24 protein-coding genes are annotated in these 20,529 nt (G+C 65.6%); 21 read left to right on the top strand and 3 right to left on the bottom strand.

Annotated features, from left to right (window positions below; translation table 11 throughout):
* The 18 genes from ACROSR_RS18105 to ureG form a co-directional block, all read left to right on the top strand.
* A partial coding sequence (locus ACROSR_RS18105; protein WP_432687294.1) for an EF-Tu C-terminal domain-related protein occupies positions 1–71 on the top strand: 71 nt, incomplete at its 5' end.
* Between the two features lie 103 nt (positions 72–174).
* A complete protein-coding gene (gene rpsJ, locus ACROSR_RS18100) occupies positions 175–483 on the top strand; it encodes a 30S ribosomal protein S10 (protein ID WP_432687289.1) in 309 nt (102 codons plus the stop codon).
* Positions 484–495: 12 nt separating this feature from the next.
* On the top strand, positions 496–1,335 hold the full coding sequence (gene rplC, locus ACROSR_RS18095) for a 50S ribosomal protein L3 (RefSeq protein ID WP_432687288.1): 840 nt from the start codon (positions 496–498) through the stop codon (positions 1,333–1,335).
* Position 1,336: 1 nt separating this feature from the next.
* The gene (rplD, locus tag ACROSR_RS18090) at positions 1,337–1,969 is read left to right on the top strand and encodes a 50S ribosomal protein L4 (RefSeq protein ID WP_432687293.1); all 633 of its coding nucleotides are present in this window, start codon (positions 1,337–1,339) and stop codon (positions 1,967–1,969) included.
* Complete coding sequence (locus ACROSR_RS18085; protein ID WP_432687287.1) at positions 1,966–2,262, top strand: 50S ribosomal protein L23; 297 nt, start codon at positions 1,966–1,968, stop codon at positions 2,260–2,262. Before rplD ends, ACROSR_RS18085 begins: the two co-directional genes overlap by 4 nt.
* Positions 2,263–2,677: 415 nt before the next feature.
* On the top strand, positions 2,678–3,961 hold the full coding sequence (gene urtA / locus ACROSR_RS18080) for an urea ABC transporter substrate-binding protein (RefSeq protein ID WP_432687286.1): 1,284 nt from the start codon (positions 2,678–2,680) through the stop codon (positions 3,959–3,961).
* Between the two features lie 92 nt (positions 3,962–4,053).
* Entirely contained in the window at positions 4,054–5,991 is a 1,938-nt protein-coding gene (gene urtB, locus ACROSR_RS18075; RefSeq protein WP_432687292.1) for an urea ABC transporter permease subunit UrtB, read from the top strand.
* Positions 5,992–6,125: 134 nt separating this feature from the next.
* The gene (gene urtC / locus ACROSR_RS18070; RefSeq protein WP_432687285.1) at positions 6,126–7,289 is read left to right on the top strand and encodes an urea ABC transporter permease subunit UrtC; all 1,164 of its coding nucleotides are present in this window, start codon (positions 6,126–6,128) and stop codon (positions 7,287–7,289) included.
* Entirely contained in the window at positions 7,286–8,026 is a 741-nt protein-coding gene (gene urtD / locus ACROSR_RS18065; protein ID WP_432687284.1) for an urea ABC transporter ATP-binding protein UrtD, read from the top strand. The genes urtC and urtD overlap by 4 nt, the downstream gene beginning before the upstream one ends.
* Positions 8,027–8,029: 3 nt before the next feature.
* The gene (urtE, locus tag ACROSR_RS18060) at positions 8,030–8,725 is read left to right on the top strand and encodes an urea ABC transporter ATP-binding subunit UrtE (protein WP_432687283.1); all 696 of its coding nucleotides are present in this window, start codon (positions 8,030–8,032) and stop codon (positions 8,723–8,725) included.
* Positions 8,726–8,856: 131 nt separating this feature from the next.
* Complete coding sequence (locus ACROSR_RS18055) at positions 8,857–9,675, top strand: urease accessory protein UreD (RefSeq protein WP_432687282.1); 819 nt, start codon at positions 8,857–8,859, stop codon at positions 9,673–9,675.
* A gap of 10 nt (positions 9,676–9,685) precedes the next feature.
* Positions 9,686–9,988 carry an urease subunit gamma gene (locus tag ACROSR_RS18050; RefSeq protein WP_432687281.1) on the top strand — a complete coding sequence of 101 codons (303 nt, stop codon included), beginning with the start codon at positions 9,686–9,688 and terminating at the stop codon, positions 9,986–9,988.
* A gap of 15 nt (positions 9,989–10,003) precedes the next feature.
* Positions 10,004–10,159 (top strand): LPXTG cell wall anchor domain-containing protein, encoded by a 156-nt coding sequence (locus ACROSR_RS18045; RefSeq protein ID WP_432687280.1) that lies wholly within the window; start codon positions 10,004–10,006, stop codon positions 10,157–10,159.
* Positions 10,156–10,461 carry an urease subunit beta gene (locus ACROSR_RS18040; protein WP_432687279.1) on the top strand — a complete coding sequence of 102 codons (306 nt, stop codon included), beginning with the start codon at positions 10,156–10,158 and terminating at the stop codon, positions 10,459–10,461. The genes ACROSR_RS18045 and ACROSR_RS18040 overlap by 4 nt, the downstream gene beginning before the upstream one ends.
* Positions 10,462–10,682: 221 nt before the next feature.
* Positions 10,683–12,389, top strand: coding sequence for an urease subunit alpha (ureC, locus tag ACROSR_RS18035; protein WP_432687278.1), 1,707 nt, complete (start codon positions 10,683–10,685; stop codon positions 12,387–12,389).
* Between the two features lie 9 nt (positions 12,390–12,398).
* On the top strand, positions 12,399–12,884 hold the full coding sequence (locus tag ACROSR_RS18030) for an urease accessory protein UreE (protein WP_432687277.1): 486 nt from the start codon (positions 12,399–12,401) through the stop codon (positions 12,882–12,884).
* A 2-nt stretch (positions 12,885–12,886) separates the two neighbouring features.
* Positions 12,887–13,516 (top strand): urease accessory protein UreF, encoded by a 630-nt coding sequence (locus ACROSR_RS18025; protein ID WP_432687291.1) that lies wholly within the window; start codon positions 12,887–12,889, stop codon positions 13,514–13,516.
* Between the two features lie 2 nt (positions 13,517–13,518).
* Positions 13,519–14,175: an urease accessory protein UreG gene (ureG, locus tag ACROSR_RS18020; RefSeq protein WP_432687290.1), complete on the top strand. Its 657-nt coding sequence runs from the start codon at positions 13,519–13,521 to the stop codon at positions 14,173–14,175.
* A 14-nt stretch (positions 14,176–14,189) separates the two neighbouring features.
* On the opposite strand, the gene ACROSR_RS18015 is transcribed toward ureG, so the two are convergent.
* Both ACROSR_RS18015 and ACROSR_RS18010 read right to left on the bottom strand, forming a co-directional pair.
* Complete coding sequence (locus tag ACROSR_RS18015) at positions 14,190–15,248, bottom strand: quinone-dependent dihydroorotate dehydrogenase (protein WP_432687276.1); 1,059 nt, start codon at positions 15,246–15,248, stop codon at positions 14,190–14,192.
* Complete coding sequence (locus ACROSR_RS18010; protein ID WP_432687275.1) at positions 15,245–15,583, bottom strand: DUF952 domain-containing protein; 339 nt, start codon at positions 15,581–15,583, stop codon at positions 15,245–15,247. The genes ACROSR_RS18015 and ACROSR_RS18010 overlap by 4 nt, the downstream gene beginning before the upstream one ends.
* Positions 15,584–15,681: 98 nt before the next feature.
* Between ACROSR_RS18010 and ACROSR_RS18005 the strand changes: the two genes are divergently transcribed.
* The 3 genes from ACROSR_RS18005 to rpsA all read left to right on the top strand — a co-directional run bounded on the left by ACROSR_RS18005 (position 15,682) and on the right by rpsA (position 18,802).
* Complete coding sequence (locus ACROSR_RS18005) at positions 15,682–16,290, top strand: (d)CMP kinase (protein ID WP_432687274.1); 609 nt, start codon at positions 15,682–15,684, stop codon at positions 16,288–16,290.
* Between the two features lie 186 nt (positions 16,291–16,476).
* Positions 16,477–16,803 carry a DUF4168 domain-containing protein gene (locus tag ACROSR_RS18000; RefSeq protein ID WP_432687273.1) on the top strand — a complete coding sequence of 109 codons (327 nt, stop codon included), beginning with the start codon at positions 16,477–16,479 and terminating at the stop codon, positions 16,801–16,803.
* A 115-nt stretch (positions 16,804–16,918) separates the two neighbouring features.
* Positions 16,919–18,802, top strand: a complete 1,884-nt coding sequence (gene rpsA / locus ACROSR_RS17995) for a 30S ribosomal protein S1 (protein WP_432687272.1) — start codon at positions 16,919–16,921, stop codon at positions 18,800–18,802.
* A gap of 416 nt (positions 18,803–19,218) precedes the next feature.
* On the opposite strand, the gene ACROSR_RS17990 is transcribed toward rpsA, so the two are convergent.
* Complete coding sequence (locus ACROSR_RS17990; protein ID WP_432687271.1) at positions 19,219–20,187, bottom strand: hypothetical protein; 969 nt, start codon at positions 20,185–20,187, stop codon at positions 19,219–19,221.
* Positions 20,188–20,529: the final 342 nt, after the last annotated feature.

Raw genomic sequence — 20,529 nt, 5'->3', positions numbered from 1 at the left:
GCCTGCGCTTCGCCATCCGCGAAGGCGGCCGCACCGTCGGCGCCGGCGTCGTCTCCAAGATCCTCGTATAAAACCACTCAGGCCCCGGGCCGTGTCCGGGGCAGGGTTCGACGAGGGGGGCCGGGTCATCCGGCCGTCCTCCTATCAACTCCAATGCCGTGAAAGGCCTTTCAGATGCAAAGCCAGAACATTCGCATTCGGCTGAAGGCGTTTGACTATCGCGTGCTGGATTCCAGCACGCAGGAAATCGTCAACACCGCCAAACGGACCGGCGCCCATGTGCGCGGGCCGATTCCGCTGCCGAACAAGATCGAGAAATACACCGTTCTCCGCAGCCCGCACGTGAACAAGAAAGCGCGCGAGCAGTTCGAGATCCGGACGCACAAGCGTCTGCTCGATATCGTCGATCCCACGCCGCAGACGGTGGACGCGCTCATGAAGCTCGACCTCGCCGCCGGCGTGGACGTCCAGATTTCGGTTTAAGGAGGGCAAGACATGTTGCGCTCTGGTGTGATCGCGAAAAAGGTCGGCATGACCCGGCTGTTCATGGAAGACGGGCGGCAGGTGCCGGTAACCGTTCTTCAACTCGACAAGTTGCAGGTGGTGGCACAGCGCACCGCCGAGAAGGATGGCTATTCGGCCGTTCAACTGGGGGCCGGCACCGCCAAGGCCAAGCGGACCACGCAGGCGATGCGCGGGCACTTCGCTGTTGCCAAGGTGGAACCCAAGCGGAAGATCGCGGAATTCCGCGTGGCGCCCGAGAACCTGATCAAGGTCGGCGAGGAAATCACCGCCAACCACTACTTCGAGGGGCAGTTCGTTGATGTCTGCGGCACCTCGATCGGCAAGGGCTTTGCCGGTGCGATGAAGCGGCACAATTTCCGGGGTCTGGAAATGACCCACGGCGTGTCGATCAGCCACCGCAGTCACGGCTCCACCGGTCAGTGTCAGGACCCCGGCAAGGTGTTCAAGGGCAAGAAGATGGCCGGCCACATGGGCGCCGCCCGCGTGACGACGCAGAACCTGCAGGTCGTCAGGACCGATGCGGATCGCGGTCTGATCATGATCCGTGGCGCCGTGCCAGGGTCCAAGGGTGGTTGGGTGACGGTCAAGGACGCGGTGAAAAAGCCGTTCCCCGAGAATGCCATCCTGCCCGCCGCGCTGAAATCCGCCGCCGAGGAAGCCGCGAAAGCCGCCGAGGAAGCCGCCGCACAGGCCGCAGCCGAGGAAGAGGCCGAGGCCAAGCGTCTTGCCGAAGAGCAGGCCGCTGCCGAAGAAGCCGCGCTGAAAGAGGCCGAGGCCGATCTCGACGCCGAGAAGAAGGACGATGAGTGAAATGAAACTCGACGTGATCAAACTGGACGGTGGCACCGCCGGTGCGGTCGATCTGGGCGAAGACATCTTCGGGCTGGAGCCGCGCGCGGACATTCTGCACCGGGTCGTTCGCTGGCAGCGCAACAAGGCGCAGGCCGGTACGCACAAGGTCAAGACCCGCTCCGAGGTCAGCTATTCGACCAAGAAGATCTACCGCCAGAAGGGCACCGGTGGCGCACGCCACGGGGCACGCTCGGCGCCGATCTTCCGCAAGGGCGGTATCTACAAGGGGCCGACGCCGCGCAGCCATGCGCATGAGTTGCCCAAGAAGGTGCGTCAGCTTGGCCTCAAGCACGCCCTGTCCGCCAAGGCCAAGGCCGGCGAGCTGGTCGTGATCGAGGATGCGGCAAGCGATGGCAAGACCAAGACGCTTGCGCGTCAGATCAAGGATCTTGGCTGGAAACGGGCGCTGATCATCGACGGGGGCGAGGTGAATGCGGATTTCGCGAAGGCGGCCCGCAACATCGAGGGTCTCGATGTGCTTCCGTCGGTCGGCGCAAATGTCTATGACATCCTCAAGCGTGACACGCTCGTGTTGACGCGCGCGGGTGTCGAGGCCCTGGAGGCCCGTCTCGGGAAAGGTGATCTGAAATGAGCGCGAAACCTGAACATTATGATGCGATCCGCAAGCCGGTCATCACCGAGAAGGCCACCATGGCCTCGGAGCATGGCGGGGTTGTGTTCGAAGTCGCGATCGACGCCAACAAGCCTCAGATCAAGGAGGCCGTCGAGGCGCTCTTCGGGGTCAAGGTGAAGGCGGTCAACACGACGATCACCAAGGGCAAGCAAAAGCGCTTCCGGGGTCAGCCCGGCCGTCGGAACGACGTCAAGAAAGCCTACGTGACGCTGGCCGAGGGCAACACGATCGATGTGACCACCGGTCTCTGACCCGCCGCAGATCTTGCGAAAATGCTGAAAACCCCTGCCGAAAGGCGGGGGTTTTTTCGTGGTGGGCGGCGGCGCGCGCTGCCGGGCGCATGACGCCGATTTCGTGCGCTGCGCTGCGGAAACGATCTTGCGGATGCAGAATAAATGGGCAGCGCCCGGACCGCTCGCCCAAATCAAAGGCGCGTGCCCGCGCCGGTCATGCAATGCGTCGGGTTTCAATTGTTCGTCCCGCGACAGGCATGTTGGCTAAATCACAGGACACAGCGCATCACGGGGGTTGCCGCACCATCGCGCGGAAACATGACAGCACTTCGGAAAGAAGGCCCCATCCCCCTGCACGTCGTGATCCGGATAAAAATGGCTGCAAGCCTGTCCCTGCCGTTTCGGCAGACCTGACACGGGAGATATGAAACAGATGAAACCCACAACCCTGGCGGCGGGCCTTGCCGCGACGACCGCGTTTCTTGCACCGCCTGCCTTCGCACAGGACTGTCCCGTCAAGGTGGGCGTGCTGCATTCGCTGTCGGGCACGATGGCGATCTCGGAGACCACCCTCAAGGATACCATGCTGATGCTCGTCGAGCAGCAGAATGCGGATGGCGGCGTTCTGGGCTGCGAGATCGAGCCAGTGGTCGTCGATCCCGCCTCGGACTGGCCGCTGTTCGCGGAAAAGGCGCGCGAATTGCTGACCGTCAACGAGGTCGACGTGATTTTCGGGTCCTGGACGTCGGTCAGCCGCAAGTCGGTGCTGCCGGTGCTGGAGGAACTGAATGGCCTGATGTTCTACCCCGTCCAGTACGAGGGCGAGGAAAGCTCGAAGAACGTCTTCTATACCGGGGCCGCACCGAACCAGCAGGCGATCCCGGCGACGGATTATTTCCTAGAGGAGCTGGGCGTCGAAAGCTTCGCGCTGCTCGGGACCGATTACGTCTATCCCCGCACCACGAACAACATCCTGGAATCCTACCTGACGTCCAAAGGCATTGCCGGTGAGGATATCTTCGTCAACTACACGCCCTTCGGCCATTCCGACTGGGCCACGATCGTGTCGGATGTCGTGGCGCTCGGGGCTTCGGGCAAGCAGGTCGGCGTGATCTCGACGATCAACGGCGATGCCAATGTCGGCTTCTACAAGGAACTGGCCGCGCAGGGCATCGACGCGGCGGATATCCCCGTCGTGGCGTTCTCCGTCGGCGAGGAAGAGCTGTCCGGCCTCGATACAGCGCCGCTGGTCGGGCATCTCGCGGCGTGGAACTATTTCATGTCCGCCGACACGCCCGAAAACGAGGCCTTCATCGAGAACTGGCACGCCTATATCGGCGATGAGGACCGCGTGACCAACGACCCGATGGAGGCGCATTACATCGGCTTCAACATGTGGGTGAACGCGGTGACCGAGGCCGGAACGACCGATGTCGATGCGGTGCGCGAGGCGATGTGGGGCCAGACGGTGCCCAACCTGACGGGCGGCACGGCGGTCATGAACGCCAACCACCACCTGTCAAAGCCGGTGCTGATCGGCGAGGTCCGCGATGACGGCCAGTTCGACATCATCAGCCAGACCGAGGAAGTGCCCGGCGATGCGTGGACCGACCACCTGCCCGCGAGTGCCCCGCTCAAGAGCGACTGGAAGGAGCTTGGCTGCGGAATGTACAACACCGAGACAGAGACCTGCGTGCAGATGACCTCGAATTACTGAGGGCAACGCGGGCCGCGCGGGGCTGTCCCGTGCGGCCCTTTGCAGCAGGATCTGATATGCACGTTCTCATTCTTCCCGTCCGGTGTGCCGCGATGCTCGTGATCCTTGCCTGCGCCATGGTCTTGCGGCCTGACGCCGTGGCGGCGCAGGAGGATCTGCAACCGATCTTGCAAGAGCATCGCGACGCATTGGCAAGCCCGTCGCGCCGGACGATCGGTCCGGTGATCGCGGATCTTATCAACAGCGACCACCCCGGAATCACCGATTTCCTGCGCAAGTGGGAGGATCGCGAGGTGTACCTGCGCCCCGATGACGGGCAATTCTTCTACGCCGAGGAGGCGGGTGACGATCTGCGCCTCATCGATATCGACAATGGCGCGGCGGTGGATGTTGTCGGCAGCCGCGCGGTCGATCAGATCCGGCCCAATGCCGGGGTGCGCCGGGAACTGGCCGCGGCACTCGTTCCGGTCGAGCTGACCGCGCCGGACCCTGCGCGCCGGCAGGCCGCGCTCGACGCCATCATGCGCAGCGCGGATGCCAGTCAGATCGCGCCGCTCGCCGACAGTATCGACAGCGAGACCGAGCCCGAGATCAGGACCCGAAAGGCGCGGCTTCTGGCGCTTCTCAAGGCACAGTTCGGTGCGACGAAATCCGAACGCCTCGACGCGATCGCGGCGCTGGCGGGCGATACCAGCATCGAGGCGCGCGGCGTGCTCAACCAGCTGACCGCGACGCGTGACGGGGTGGCCGACACCCTGCCCGGGGATGCCAATATCGCGCGCGTGCTCGAGGTCGGGTCGGACATTACCGAGGCAGAGGCGCATAACCGCCTTGTCGCGGCGGGCCTCGCCCCGCCGCGCCGGACGGCGGCGGATCTGCGCGACGTGCTGGCGCAGCACATCGTCGATGGCCGCGTCGGCGGCGTTCCGGTGCACCGTCTGGACACGCTCGCGGGCCGGGCGGAGGCCTACGAGGCGCTCGAGGCGGCCGGCACGGTGCCGCCGCGCGCCGCACCCGACGAGGTGGCGACGGCCGTGGCGGGCCATGTCTTCTACGCCGAATACCTGCAACCCGACCCCGAGATCACGCGCGCGGCGCAGGACGCGCTCGACGCCACCGCGCGCGCACTCGGCCTCTACCAGACGGCCGACATGGTGCTCGACGGGCTCTCGCTTGCCTCGATCTTCTTTCTCGCGGCCATCGGCCTTGCCATCACCTTCGGTGTCATGGGGGTCATCAACATGGCACATGGCGAGTTCATCATGATGGGCGCCTATACCGGCTATGTCGTGCAGATCCTCGTTCCCGATTACACTGTCAGCCTTCTGATCGCGCTGCCCCTGGCCTTTGCCGTCACTTTCGGGGCGGGCGTCGCGATGGAGCGTCTGGTGATCCGCCATCTCTATACCCGGCCGCTGGAAACGCTGCTGGCCACCTTCGGCCTCTCCATCGCGCTTCAGCAGTTGGCCAAGAACATTTTCGGCACGCAGGCCCGCCCGCTGACCGCGCCCGACTGGCTGGGCGGGGCGATCACGCTCAACGACACCATCGGCATATCGACCATCCGCGTGGCGATCTTCGTTCTCGCGCTCATCTTCCTTGCCGTGCTGCTTTACATCCTGCGGCGCACGCGGCTGGGGCTCGAGGTGCGCGCTGTCACGCAGAACCCCGGCATGGCCGCCAGCATGGGGATCAACCCCGACCGGATCAACATGCTCACCTTCGGGCTCGGCTCGGGCATCGCCGGGGTCGCGGGCGTGGCCATCGGCCTCTATGCCCAAGTCACCTCCGAGATGGGCGCGAATTACATCGTGCAAAGCTTCATGACCGTGGTCGTCGGCGGTGTCGGCAATGTCTGGGGCACGCTTGCGGGCGCGTCGCTGATCGGGTTCCTGCAAAAGGGGATCGAATGGCTCAACCCCTCGAACACGCTTGCAGCGCAAACCTGGATGGTGCTCTTCGTCATCCTCTTCATCCAGTTCCGACCCAGGGGCATCGTCGCCCTCAAGGGTCGCGCGGCTGGGGACTGAGCGCATGATCGCAGCTTCTTCTTGGCTCAAATACCCTGGGGGAGCGGGGGGAGCGCGAGGGGGTGAAACCCCCTCGCCCCCGGCGACGCGCAACGCGCGGCGCAAAACCTCGCAGCACGACGGGACGCATTGACATGAAACGCAGTTTCCTCGCCGAAAAGCCATCGGTGATATGGGTCCTCGGCCTGCTGGGCCTTTTCACCCTCGGTGTCACGATCCTGGCCGACGGGGGCGGCGTGGCGGTGCTTTCGACCTCGATGGTCAAGATCCTCGGCATGACGCTCTGCCTGTGCCTGATCGCGGTGGCGATGGACGTGGTCTGGGGCTATTGCGGCATCCTCAGCCTCGGGCATTTCGCCTTCTTCGGGCTGGGCGGCTACGCCATTGGCATGTGGCTGATGTATGCGCGGACCGAGGGTCTCGTGATCGACGCGCTGGCGGACGCCCCGATCCCGCCGACACCGGGCGAGATCGACGACGCCATCGCCGCGCAGATCTTCGGCGTGGTGGGCAGCGACGCGTTGCCGGCGATCTGGGTCTTTGCGCACAGCCTGCCGCTGCAACTGCTGATGGTGGTGCTGGTGCCGGGTCTGCTGGCGCTGGTCTTCGGCTGGCTTGCCTTCCGCAGCCGCGTGACCGGGGTTTACCTGTCCATCCTCACCCAGGCGATGACGCTGGCGCTGTCGCTCTACCTTTTCCAGAACGACAGCGGGCTGCGTGGCAATAACGGGCTGTCGGGCCTGCAGAACATCCCCGGCCTGTTGCACCTGCCGCAATCCACCGTGGCGCTATGGTTCTTCTGGGCCTCGGCCGTCGCCCTTGGGTCGGGATATGTCTTCTTCGCGTGGCTCGTCTCGGACAAGTTCGGATCGGTCATCCGCGCCATCCGCGACAACGAGGCGCGGGTGCGCTTTCTCGGCTACCATGTCGAGAGCTACAAGCTGATGGTCTTTACCCTGACCGCGATGATCTCTGGCATCGCCGGGGCGCTCTATTACCCGCAGGCGGGCATCATCAACCCCGCCGAGGTCGCGCCGATCGCCTCGATCTACCTTGCCGTCTGGGTCGCCATCGGCGGGCGCGGGCGGCTCTACGGGGCGATCATCGGCGCGGCGCTGGTCAGCCTGTTGTCGAGCTGGTTCACCGGGGGCGGCGCGCCCGACATCGATCTCGGATTCTACACGATCAACTGGACCGACTGGTGGCTGGTGCTGTTGGGCCTCGGCTTCGTCGCGGTCACGCTGTTCTTTCCGCGCGGGATCGGCGGTCTCTTCGATTACCTGGTGAGGAAGCCATGACCACGCTGCTCGAGGTGTCCGGCGTTTCCGTCAGCTTCGACGGCTTCCGCGCGATCAACAACCTGTCGATCGCCATCGCCGAACCGGAGCTGCGGGCAGTGATCGGTCCCAACGGCGCGGGCAAGACGACCTTCATGGACATCGTCACCGGCAAGACCCGGCCCGATGAAGGCCGCGTGATCTGGGGCGAGACATCGCTGTCGCTGCTCGGCATGAGCGAAAGCGCCATCGCCCGTGCCGGGATCGGGCGCAAGTTCCAGAAACCCACCGTGTTCGAGCACCAGACGGTGCACGAGAATCTCGCCATGGCCCTCAAGGATGATCGCGGGCCGCTGGACGTGCTGATGTCGCGCCCGTCGCGCGAGAGCGTCGCGCGCGTCGCCGAGCTTGCCGCGGAGATCGGGCTGTCACCCGACTTGCCGCGCCGCGCCGGTGAACTCAGCCACGGGCAGAAGCAATGGCTCGAGATCGGGATGCTGCTGGCGCAGGACCCGCGCCTGCTGCTCGTGGACGAACCCGCCGCTGGCATGACCCCGGCAGAGCGCGAACACACCACCGACCTGCTCAAGCGCGCGGCGCGGACCCGCGCCGTGGTGGTGATCGAGCACGACATGGAGTTCGTGCGCAGGCTCGACTGCCGGGTGACCGTGCTCCACGAGGGGGCGGTCCTTGCCGAGGGCAGCCTCGATCATGTCACGCAAAACCGCGAGGTGATCGATGTCTATCTCGGGAGATGAGCCATGCTGAACGTCGCGGACCTGACCCTGCACTACGGCGCCTCGCAGATCCTGCACGGGGTCAGCCTTACCGCGCGACCCGGCGCCGTGACGGCGGTGATGGGCACCAACGGCGTGGGCAAGACCAGCTTGCTCAAGGCCATCGCGGGGCGCCACCCCTACACGGACGGGCGGATCAGCCTCGACGGGGCCGTGCTCGACCACCTGAACGCGGCGCAGGCGGCACAGGCCGGGATCGCCTATGTCCCGCAAGGACGCGAGATCTTTCCGCTGCTGACCGTGACCGAGAACCTCGAAACCGGCTTTGCCTGCCTGCCGAAAGGGGCGCGCACGATTCCCGACCGGATCTACGACCTGTTCCCCGTGCTTGCCGAGATGCAGGGCCGGCGCGGCGGCGACCTGTCGGGCGGTCAGCAACAGCAGCTCGCCATCGCCCGCGCGCTGATCGCGCGGCCGCGCGTGCTGCTTCTGGACGAGCCGACCGAGGGGATTCAGCCCAACATCATCACACAGATCGGCGAGGTGATCCGCGTCCTGCGCGATGAGGGCGAGATCGCCATCGTGCTGGTCGAGCAGTTCTTCGACTTCGCCCATGATCTCGCCGACAGGTTCGTGGTCCTCAACCGCGGCGAGGTGCGCCTGTCAGAGCCTGCGGCGACGGTCGAACGGGACAGGTTGTTGCGCGAAGTGTCTATTTGATGGGCGGCCTGCTGGAAATAAGGGCAGGCTCGCGCGTTCCGCAGCGTGCGCCTGCCCCAAGGCAGGCGACAGGGCTGGCTGTCCGGCGCGGCGGCGATACGCTTGGGTCCATAGTGATGTGAGATCCGCAGATGGATGCCTGCCCCGCCCCGCCCCTGACGCATGAATGCAGCCATGGCGCCGCGCATGTCACGCTACTGCCGGGACCGGATGGCGGGCGGCTCGACCGGCTGCATCAGCAGGGATCGGCCAAGGCGTTCCTGCATCCCGGCGCTTCGGGCCCCGAGATCGTTCTGCTGAATACCTCGGGCGGGCTGACCGGAGGTGACCGCCTGTCCTACCGGATCGACCTTGCCGAGGGGGGCCGCGCGACCGGCACCACACAGACCGCCGAGCGCGCCTATCGCAGCGCGCATGGCCCCGCGCAGGTCACGGTGCATCACCGGCTGGGGGCGGGCGCGCATCTTGATTGGCTGCCGCAGGAGACGATCCTTTTCGATCAAAGCCATCTGGCGCGCAAGACGGTGATCGATCTTGCGCCGGATGCGTCCTGCATGATGCTGGAATCCGTCGTGCTGGGCCGTGCCGCCATGGGCGAGACGGTCCGCCGCGTCACGCTGCGCGACAGTCGCCGCATCACCCGCGCCGGGCGTCCCGTCCTGGTCGAGCCGCTGCACCTGGCCACCGACGCGCTGACCGCCGGCGCGGGCGTGCTGGACGGCGCGCGGGCCTTCGCCACGCTGGCGCTGGTGGCGCAAGGGGCCGAGGACGCGGTGACCCGCGTGCGCGTGGAACTGGACGAGCCGGGCGTGACGGGGGCCGCGTCGGGGTTCGACGGCAAGCTGGTGATCCGCCTGATGGCCGGCGACGGCTGGCCGCTGCGCCGGCAGATCATGCGGCTGGTGCGGGTGCTGCGGCCCGGCCCGCTGCCCCGCGTCTGGCAATGCTAGGAGACATGCGATGAACCTGAATCCCCGCGAAAAGGACAAGCTGCTGATTTCGGTCGCCGCGATGGTGGCGCGCGGGCGGCTGGGGCGCGGTGTCAAGCTCAACCACCCCGAGGCGGTCGCGCTGATCACCGATTTCGTGGTCGAGGGCGCGCGCGAGGGACGTTCTGTCGCCGACCTGATGGAGGCCGGCGCACATGTCGTCACCGCCGAGCAATGCATGGACGGTATCCCGCAGATGATCCCCTCGGTACAGGTCGAGGCGACCTTTCCCGACGGCACCAAGCTGGTGACCGTCCATGATCCCATCCGCTGAAACAGGAGCGTTCCCATGCGATATGTCCTTCCCGTCCTGCTGGTGCCAACGCTGGCCGAGGCCCATGCCGGCCCGCATATGCACCCGCACGGTATAGATGCGATGTGGCTTGTCATCGTGGGTCTGCTGGCCCTTGCCGGCGGCTATCTCATCGGACGGGGTCGCAAATGATCCCTGGAGAGCTTTTCCCGGCGGAGGGTGAGATCACCCTGAACGCGGGCGCGCAGGTCACTGTGCTGGAGGTCGCCAATACCGGCGACCGGCCTGTGCAGGTAGGCAGTCATTATCACTTTGCCGAGGCCAATAGCGGGCTGTCCTTTGACCGGGCCGCGGCACGCGGCCAACGCCTCGACATCCCAGCCGGCACCGCCGTGCGCTTCGAACCGGGCCAGACTCGCGAGGTTCGGCTGATTCCATACGCGGGCGCACGGCGCGTGTTCGGGTTCAACGGGCAGGTGATGGGGGATTTGTGATGTGCGGGTTTGATTCAATGTGCCTTTTGCCCGGAACCGAGGCGCGAAGCGCCGCCGGGCAGCGCCCGACCGCCCCCCGGGCGGGCGCTTTCTCGGTATCTGTACATGGAACTGCCCTTGGATGTGGCTGCACCATAAAGTGCCCGGTCTCGACCGTCGCAGCGCCCCCCCGCGGTCGGGCGCTGCCCGGCGGCGCGGGCAACGTCATCGGAGTCTGACATATGCCCCAGTCCATCCCCCGCGCCGATTACGCCGGCATGTACGGCCCCACCACCGGCGACCGTGTGCGGCTGGCCGATACCGACCTCGTCATCGAGGTCGAGCGTGATTTCACCACATACGGCGAAGAGGTGAAGTTCGGCGGCGGCAAGGTGATCCGCGACGGCATGGGGCAAAGCCAGGTTACCCGCGCCGAGGGCGCGATGGACACGGTCATCACCAACGCGCTGATCGTGGACCATCAAGGCATCGTCAAGGCGGATATTGGCCTGCGCGACGGGCGGATCGCCGCCATCGGCAAGGCGGGCAATCCCGACACGCAGGACGGCGTCGATATCGTCATTGGCCCGGGGACCGAAGTCATCGCCGCCGAGGGCCGCATCCTGACGCCCGGCGGGTTCGACGCGCATATCCATTTCATCTGCCCCCAGCAGATCGACGATGCGCTGCATTCCGGCATCACCACGATGCTTGGCGGCGGGACAGGCCCCGCACACGGCACGCTGGCGACGACCTGCACGCCGGGGGCGTGGCACATCGGGCGGATGCTGCAGGCCGCCGACGCGCTGCCGATGAACCTTGCCTTTGCCGGCAAGGGCAATGCCAGCCTGCCCGGCGCGCTGGTCGAGCAGGTGCAGGCCGGGGCCTGCGCGCTCAAGCTGCACGAGGATTGGGGCACCACGCCGGCGGCCATCGACAACTGCCTGAGCGTGGCCGACGACATGGATGTGCAGGTGATGATCCACACCGACACCCTGAACGAGAGCGGCTTCGTGGAAAACACGCTGGCCGCCTTCAAGGGCCGCACGATCCATGCCTACCACACCGAGGGCGCGGGCGGCGGTCATGCGCCCGACATCATGAAGGTGGTCGGGTCGCAGAACGTGCTGCCCTCGTCGACCAACCCGACGATGCCCTACACCGTCAACACGATCGAGGAACATCTCGACATGCTGATGGTGTGTCATCACCTCGACAAGGCGATCCCCGAGGATGTGGCCTTTGCCGAGAGCCGCATCCGGCGCGAGACCATCGCCGCAGAGGATATCCTGCACGACATGGGCGCGTTCTCGGTCATGGCCTCTGACAGCCAGGCGATGGGCCGCGTGGGCGAGGTGATCATCCGCACTTGGCAAACCGCCGACAAGATGCGCAAACAGCGCGGGCGGCTGGCCGACGAGACCGGCGACAACGACAATATCCGCGTCAAACGCTACATCGCGAAATACACCACCAATCCGGCCATAGTCCACGGGATGGCTGCGCATATCGGCAGCATCGAGGTGGGCAAACGCGCCGATCTGGTGCTGTGGACCCCGGCCTTTTTCGGGGCAAAACCGGACATTGTACTGATGGGCGGCTCGATCGTGCTGGCGCAGATGGGCGATCCCAATGGCTCTATCCCCGCGCAGCCGGTGCATTCGCGGCCCATGTTCGGGGCGTTCGGACGGGCGCTGAAGCGATCCTCGGTCTCGTTCGTCAGTGCCGCGGCGCAGGCCGACGGGATCGGCGCCGCGCTCGGGCTGGCCAAGGACACTGTGGCGGTTGCGGGCACGCGGGGCATCGGCAAGCGGGACATGATCCACAACGACCTGACGCCGCAGGTCGAGGTCGATCCCGAGACCTACGAGGTGCGCGCGGATGGCGTGTTGTTGACCTGCGAACCGGCGGCCGAGTTGCCGATGGCGCAACGCTATTTCCTGTTCTGAGGCGATATAATGACCGACCTGCCGACCGCCCGTCACCTTCTGTCCGGTGCACCGGAAGACATCGCCGATACCGTCGCGCTCGACTACGACGCGCGGCTGATGCGGCGCAAGCGACTTGTGGGGCAGGGGGGGCTCGCCTTTCTGGTCGATCTTGCCGAGGTCACGAACCTCGACGATCACTGGGGGTTCGTGCTGGATGATGGCCGCGCGGTGGCGGTCGTGGCCGCGCCCGAGGATCTGGTCGAGGTGCGCGGCGACCTGCCGCGTCTGGCGTGGCATATCGGCAACCGGCATACCCCGTGCGAGATGGGCGCCGATCATCTGGCGATCCGCCGCGATCACGTGATCGAGGCGATGCTGGCGCATATCGGCGCGGACCTGACCCCGGTGACCGGGCCGTTCCGACCCGAGGGCGGTGCCTATGGCAAGGGCCGGACGATGGGCCACGATCATGGTGGGCATGACCACGGCCATGCCCATCACAGTCCCGCGTGATGCTGAGTATCGCACATCTGACGCTGGTCCAGTGGCTGTCACCCGCGTTTCCGACCGGTGCGTTCGCCTATTCGCACGGGCTGGAAACCGAAATCGCGGCGGGCACGGTGCGGGATGCCGATAGCCTCGGGATCTGGCTGGGCAATATCCTGCGTTTCGGCGCGGGCTGGCAGGATGCGGTGCTGCTGGCGCATGCGCTGGACGGCGATCGCGACGCGGTGGACGATCTGGCGCGGGCGCTGGCCCCGTGCGCGGAACGCCTGCGGGAAAGCCTCGATCAGGGCACGGCATTGGCGCGGACCATTTCGGGGATCACCGGGCAGGCGCTGCCGCCCCGGATGTTGCCGGTGGCCGTGGGTGAGGCCGCCTCAGCCCTCGATCTGCCGCAAGAGGATGTGCTGGCGCTGTACCTGCAGGGCTTTGCAGGCAATCTCGTGACGATCGCGATCCGCCATGTGCCGCTTGGCCAGACAGAGGGGCAGGTGGTGCTGAGCCGGCTGATACCGATGATCGAGGATGTGGCGGCGCGGGCCGCCTGTGCCGCGCTCGACGATATCGGCACATGCGCGCTTGCCGGCGACCTCGCGGCGCTGCAGCATGAAACCCAAGAGGTGAGGATTTTTCGCACATGAGTATGCACCGCATGAACGGCCCGCTACGCGTCGGGATCGGCGGCCCGGTGGGCGCCGGCAAGACCACGCTGACCGAAGGGCTGGCGCGGGCATTGGCCGTGCGCTGTTCCATGGCGGTGATCACAAACGATATCTACACGCGCGAGGATGCAGACCACCTGATGCGCGCGCAGGTGCTGCCCGGTGACCGCATTCGCGGGGTCGAGACGGGCGGCTGTCCGCATACCGCGATCCGCGAGGATGCCTCGATCAACCTTGCCGCCGTGACCGATCTCAACACAGCCTTCCCGGATCTCGACCTCTTGCTGATCGAATCGGGAGGTGACAACCTTGCCGCGACCTTCAGCCCGGAACTGGCGGACCTGACGATCTACGTGATCGACACCGCCGCCGGGCAGGACATCCCGCGCAAACGCGGGCCGGGGCTGACGAAATCCGACCTGCTGGTGGTCAACAAGACCGACCTCGCGCCGCATGTGGGCGTCGATCTTGTGCAACTCGAGGCCGACACGGCCCGCGCGCGCGGGGCGCGACCCTATGTGCTGGCGCAATTGCGCAGTGGTATGGGCCTTGAGCAGGTGATCGGGTTCATCGAAGAGGCGGGCGGTCTGCGGCTGGCCGCGCCCGACGCGGCACCGGCGGTCGCCGGGCAGAAGTGAGCGTGGGTGCGGCGTTACAGCCAGTCGTCGCGCCGGGTGCCCACGGCTTCGGCCACGCTGGAAAACCCGTTGTGCTGCAACAGCGCGTCGAGGCCGTGCGCGATCTCGGCCACCAGCGACAGACCGTCATAGACCAGCGCCGAGTAGAGCTGCACAGCGGTGGCGCCGGCGCGGATCTTGGCATAGGCATCGGCGGCCGAGGCGACACCCCCCACGCCGATCAGCGGCATCTCGCCGCCCGTCAACTGCGACAGTCGCGCCAGAATCCGTGTCGATGTCTCGAACAGCGGCCGGCCCGACAGCCCGCCGGCCTGATTCCGCGCAGGGCTGCGCAGCCCGTCGCGGTCGAGGGTCGTGTTGGTGGCGATGATCCCGTCGATCTGTGCCTTGCGCGCGACCTCGGCGATCTCCGACAATTCGCCGTCGCCGAGATCCGGGGCGATCTTCAGGAAGATCGGGATCGGCGTGGGCAGCCAATCGCGCGCCTCGATCACGCCCTTGAGCAGCGCCGCAAGCGCCTCGGCGCCCTGAAGGTCGCGCAGGTTCTCGGTGTTGGGGCTAGAGACGTTGACCGTGGCAAAATCGAGGTATGGCCCGCAACAGGCCAGAACGCGGGCGAAATCCTCGGCCCGGTCCGGGCTGTCCTTGTTCGCCCCCAGGTTCAGGCCGATCACCGCATTGCGCGGCCGCTGTGCAAGGCGTGCGACGGCGGCCTCCATGCCCCGGTTGTTGAAGCCGAAGCGGTTGATGACACCGCGATCCTCTGGCAGGCGGAACAGCCGCGGGCGCGGGTTGCCGGGCTGGGGACGCGGGGTGATCGCCCCGGCCTCCAGAAATCCGAACCCGGCGCGGGACAGCGGTGTCAGCGCCTCGGCGTTCTTGTCGAACCCGGCAGCCAGACCCACAGGGTTGGGCAGCGTCATGCCCGCCAGATGCGTCGCCAGGCGCGGGGACGTGATCGGCCCCGGCCCGGGCACCAGCCCGAGCCGCAGGGCGCGCAGCGCGAGACCATGCGCGGTTTCGGGATCGAACCGGCGCAAAAGACCGAGGCCCGCGCGTTCCAGCGGTGTCATGCGAGGTCCGCGGGCAGCTGGTGTACGCCGTCCGTCAGCGGCAAGGGCACCGTCCAGACCACGTCCGACATCCGCAGATCACGGTACAGATGCGGGAAACGCGCGCCGCCGCGCGAGGCTTCCCACCGCAGCGCGTCACCAAGGCGGTCGGCCTCGACGGCCAGCAGCACCAAGCCGTCCTCGCCCGCGAAATGCTTGGCCGCGGTTCCGGCGGTCTGGTCGGCGGTCGACAGATGCACGAAGCCATCGGCGATATCGACAGCCGCGCCCCAGGTCGTGCCCTGCGCGCGCAGATCGGCCCATTCATGGGCGCGGAAAATCTTGTAGATCAACATGCACGGGTGATGCCGTGCCCGGACGGTCCCGTCAAGCGATGCTTGAGGCGGGGGGCTGGATCGGCTAGCAAGGCGGTCCATCACACGAGAGGGCAGGCATGGCGTTCACCATCGCAATCGACGGGCCGGCAGCGGCGGGCAAGGGCACCATCGGGCGGGCGCTGGCCGCGCATTTCGGCTTTGCGCATCTCGATACCGGGCTGCTTTATCGTGCGACGGGGCGGCGGATGTTGTCGGGGCTTGATGCCGTCGAGGCGGCGCAGAGCCTGCAATCGGACGATCTGCACGCGGACGACCTGCGCACACCGGATGTCAGCCAGGCGGCCAGCCACGTGGCGGCGATCCCCGAGGTGCGGCAGGCGCTGCTGGATTTTCAGCGCGCCTTCGCCCGCCGGGCCGGGGGCGCGGTGCTGGACGGGCGCGATATCGGGACGGTGATCTGCCCCGATGCGGACGTGAAGCTGTTCGTCACCGCGTCGGACGCCGAACGCGCCCGGCGGCGTCACAAGGAAATGATCGAGAGCGGTCACGATGTGACCCGCGACATGGTCATGGCGGACCTGCGCCAACGCGACGCCCGTGACAGCGCCCGCGCAGAGGCCCCGCTGAAACCCGCCAAGGATGCGCACAGGCTGGATACCTCTGAAATGACGATCGCCGAGGCGGTGGCAAAGGCCGTCGCGATCGTGGATGCGGCCCGCGGCTGAGCCGACGCTTGGCAAGGTTCCGCGCATCCGCTTGCGCATGTTCGGCGGCAAATCCACGTTGCAGGTGGGATGCGGCAGATCGGTCGTGTCCCGGACCCAATTCGAACGGAGGCGTCATGCTGACCAATACCACACTCAAGGCCACCACAACCGCCATCGCCCTTGCGCTTACCGCCGCACCGATGGTTGCCGTCACGGCCCACGGCCCAGGGCGCAGCAGCCCAGAGCGCAGACAGCTATTCGGCAGAGGAGCTGGACATCTTCACGGACGCCCTTCTGGAAGTGGCCCAGGTGCGCCAGAAATATACGCCGATGCTGCAAAATGCCGAGAACGAGGATGAGCAGGCATCGATTGTGGAAGAAGCCAATGCGGAGATCACGCAGGTGATCGATGACACCGACGGAATGACGCTGGACCGGTATACCGAGATCGCGCAAGCCGCGAACGAGGATCAGGAACTGAACCAGCGGATCATCAAGCGCGTTCAGTCGATGGAAGACGGCACGCAATGACATGCGTGGTCGGGATCGCAAGCGCGTGATCCCGACCTCCGCCGCGACGCGCCTGCCCGGATACGGCCCCTGCCAGGGGTGCGCCCGGAATCGACCGTGACACGGCCGGGCAGCCTTGATTTATGCCGCAGCGCCCGGTATTGTCCGCTCGTCAACGAGATGGACCGCGTTACAAAGTCAAGAGATCGAGCAGGGTCGGCATCACCGGCCCTCTTTGCTTTGTGAGCCATCTGACCAACGAAACCCTCGAAGACCGGCGGACACAACCGCGCGGCCGGAAAAATGCACGTGTAAAGGAAACAGACACCACATGTCTCAAAACGCATCCATGGAGGAATTCGAAGCCCTCCTGAACGAAAGCTTCGAAATGGACACCCCCGACGAGGGCACTGTCGTCAAGGGCAAGGTGATCGCCGTCGAGGCGGGCCAGGCCATCATCGATGTCGGCTACAAGATGGAAGGCCGCGTCGATCTCAAGGAATTCGCAAATCCCGGCGAGCAGCCCGACATCTCTGTCGGCGACGAGGTCGAGGTGTTTCTGCGCTCGGCCGAGAATGCCAAGGGCGAGGCTGTCATCAGCCGCGAGATGGCCCGCCGCGAAGAGGCATGGGACCGTCTTGAAAAGGCGTATGCCGACGAAGAGCGTGTCGAAGGTGCGATCTTCGGTCGCGTCAAGGGTGGCTTTACCGTCGATCTCGGCGGGGCCGTGGCCTTCCTGCCCGGCAGCCAGGTCGACGTGCGCCCGGTGCGCGACGCCGGTCCGCTGATGGGCCTCAAGCAGCCCTTCCAGATCCTCAAGATGGACCGCCGCCGCGGCAATATCGTCGTGTCGCGCCGTGCCATTCTGGAAGAAAGCCGCGCCGAACAGCGTGCCGAGGTCATCGCGAACCTCACCGAAGGGCAGAATGTCGATGGTGTCGTCAAGAACATCACCGAATACGGTGCCTTCGTGGATCTGGGCGGTGTCGACGGCCTGCTGCACGTCACCGACATGGCGTGGCGCCGGGTCAACCACCCCTCCGAGATCCTGTCGATCGGCGAGACCGTCAAGGTTCAGGTCATCAAGATCAACAAGGAAACCCACCGCATCAGCCTCGGCATGAAGCAGCTGCAGGAGGATCCGTGGGATCTGGTCGGCGCGAAGTATCCGCTGGGATCGACGCATACCGGCCGTGTCACCAACATCACCGATTACGGCGCCTTCGTGGAGCTGGAGCCGGGGGTCGAGGGTCTCGTGCACGTCTCGGAAATGTCCTGGACCAAGAAGAACGTGCATCCCGGCAAGATCGTTTCGACCTCTCAGGAAGTCGAGGTCATGGTGCTCGAAATCGATCCGGCCAAGCGCCGCGTAAGCCTCGGGCTCAAGCAGACCATGCGCAATCCGTGGGAGGTTTTCGCCGAAAACAATCCTCCGGGCAGCGAGGTCGAGGGCGAGGTGAAGAACATCACCGAGTTCGGCCTGTTCATCGGCATGGAAGGCGATATCGACGGCATGGTTCACCTTTCGGACCTGAGCTGGGACGAGCGTGGCGAGGACGCGATCCAGAGCTACAAGAAGGGCGATGTCGTTCAGGCCGTCGTGTCCGAAGTCGATGTCGAGAAAGAGCGTATTTCGCTGTCGATCAAGGCGCTTGGCGGTGACAAGTTCGCCGAGGCCGTGGGTGGCGTGAAGCGTGGTTCTGTCATCACGGTCGAGGTGACGTCGATCGAGGATGGCGGCATCGAGGTGGAGTATGAGGGCATGAAATCCTTCATCCGCCGCTCGGATCTCAGCCGCGACCGCTCGGAGCAGCGCCCGGAACGGTTCTCGGTCGGCGACAAGATTGACGCCCGTGTGACCAACGTGGACGCCAAGACCCGGCGGCTTGGCCTTTCGATCAAGGCCCGCGAGATCGCCGAAGAGAAGGAAGCGGTGGAGCAGTTCGGATCGTCCGATTCCGGTGCGTCGCTGGGTGACATCCTCGGCGCCGCGCTGAAAGGCGACAAGGACGACAAGTAAACGTTCGACGCCCATGGCGTGACACAGGCGGCCCCGTCGGAATGGCGGGGCCGTTTTCTGTTCGGCAAAGCCTTCCGAAAGCAGCGTGATCAAGACGGTTCTTGGACCCACGCATGCGACCAGTCGCAGGATGCACGGCGCCTGCCGCGATGCCGCGTGCCATCAAACAGGTTGGGGTATGAAACGTCATCCAAGACGCCCCCCGGTTCCTGACACGCGTGTACCGATGCCCTCGTATGAATGATGCCAGGCGGACGCGCCGCTGAAGCGGTGGTCTTTGACGAGGTCCTAAGGGGGCGCCGGCGGCGGGACGGGCAGAAGAGCTTTCTTACCGTGGACGTGTATCGTGAGGTGACGCTGGCTTGTGTCGAGGGGCACCTCTCCGGACACCGGAGACCCCCGTGTTCGGACTGCGGTTACCCGGTCGCCTCTGCACTTGCAGCGGCCGGGGTGGGCGCCCGCTGTTTGAGTTCGCGAAACTTCGACGACAGACCGTCAAGCTTTGCATCCCAGGCAGGATCCGGGTCCTGTCCCTCGATCGTGCGAAAGTAGACCTGCATCATGCAGGTCACGGCGAAGGGTTCGAGCAAGGCCACCTTGACGCTCCAGGCGAACAGCACCGCAAAAACCATCGCGCCCGCCGACCAGGCGCCGGGGATGAGGTAGACGGCAAGGCCCGCCGGCGCCAGCATCACGAGGAACACGACGAAGGACAGGCCGTAGACAAGCAGCGCCAGCCATGCCGCGTTCTTGAGCATCACCTTGTAATTCTGTCCGTAAAGAACCAGCCCGGTTCGCGCCGACTGCCATGCATCGGTCGAGCGGGCTCTCATGGCGTTGGCAAGGATCACCTCGTCGATGAACCCGACAGCGACCCTGAGAAACGCGTGGATGATGGTGACGACCTGCCGCGCGCCGGGGATCGGCAGAAGGGTCATCATGCCGCGAACCAGACCTGTAATCGCGCGGAGCACCCCCTTGATTAGCTGATCCACGGCGAACAGGGCGCTGGTCTGGCCAAAGCGCTCCGTCACCTCGCCGCGTGCATGAGAGATCTGCGACCGCCCCTCGGGCAATGTCTTGCCGTCCAGAAGTTCGACAAGCACCGCGATGTGGCCGGCCTTGACCACGTAAAGCAGGTATTCGCGCATCAGATACATAACGGCTGCGACAATGCCGAAACCCGCCACGCCGCCCCAGAGGGTGGCGCTGGTCCGAAACCCCTCGTCACCAAAGCCGCCGATTCCCCACCCGACACCGGCACCGACCCCGGTCATCAGGACGTACGCGACCGCGACACCGAAATACACGGCCATGCGAAACACGATGAATGGCCAAGTATGCGCCATCAGCCCGAATGCCTGCCGTGCAGAGAAGTCCCACATATGCCATACCCGCCTGGATCAAGGTCCGTTCCGCGCAGACGCCATGAACGACCTGCCACTTTCAATGCTTGCAGAAAAACCGCAGGTTGAGCAAGCGTTGCGTGTGGACCAGTCACACGGCTATCGAGAATGACGGGGTCGCCAGTATGCGCGACATCTTGTCAGAACACCGCCATTGCGATCCGGCAACGGCACTGCCTGCGGTATCAAGACGGGCCCCGCGTTCCAGCGCGGCGTCTTCTGCCGGAACCTCGGTGGGCTGCAAGTGAATCGCCCCGGATTTACCGGAGACCTATAGCTTCATTTCACGCGACCATATCGAGCACGTCGCGCTGTGCATAG

This window comes from Roseovarius tibetensis (genome assembly GCF_050896375.1).
Lineage (GTDB): Bacteria > Pseudomonadota > Alphaproteobacteria > Rhodobacterales > Rhodobacteraceae > Roseovarius > Roseovarius tibetensis.
This window is presented reverse-complemented; position numbering and strand designations above follow the sequence as displayed.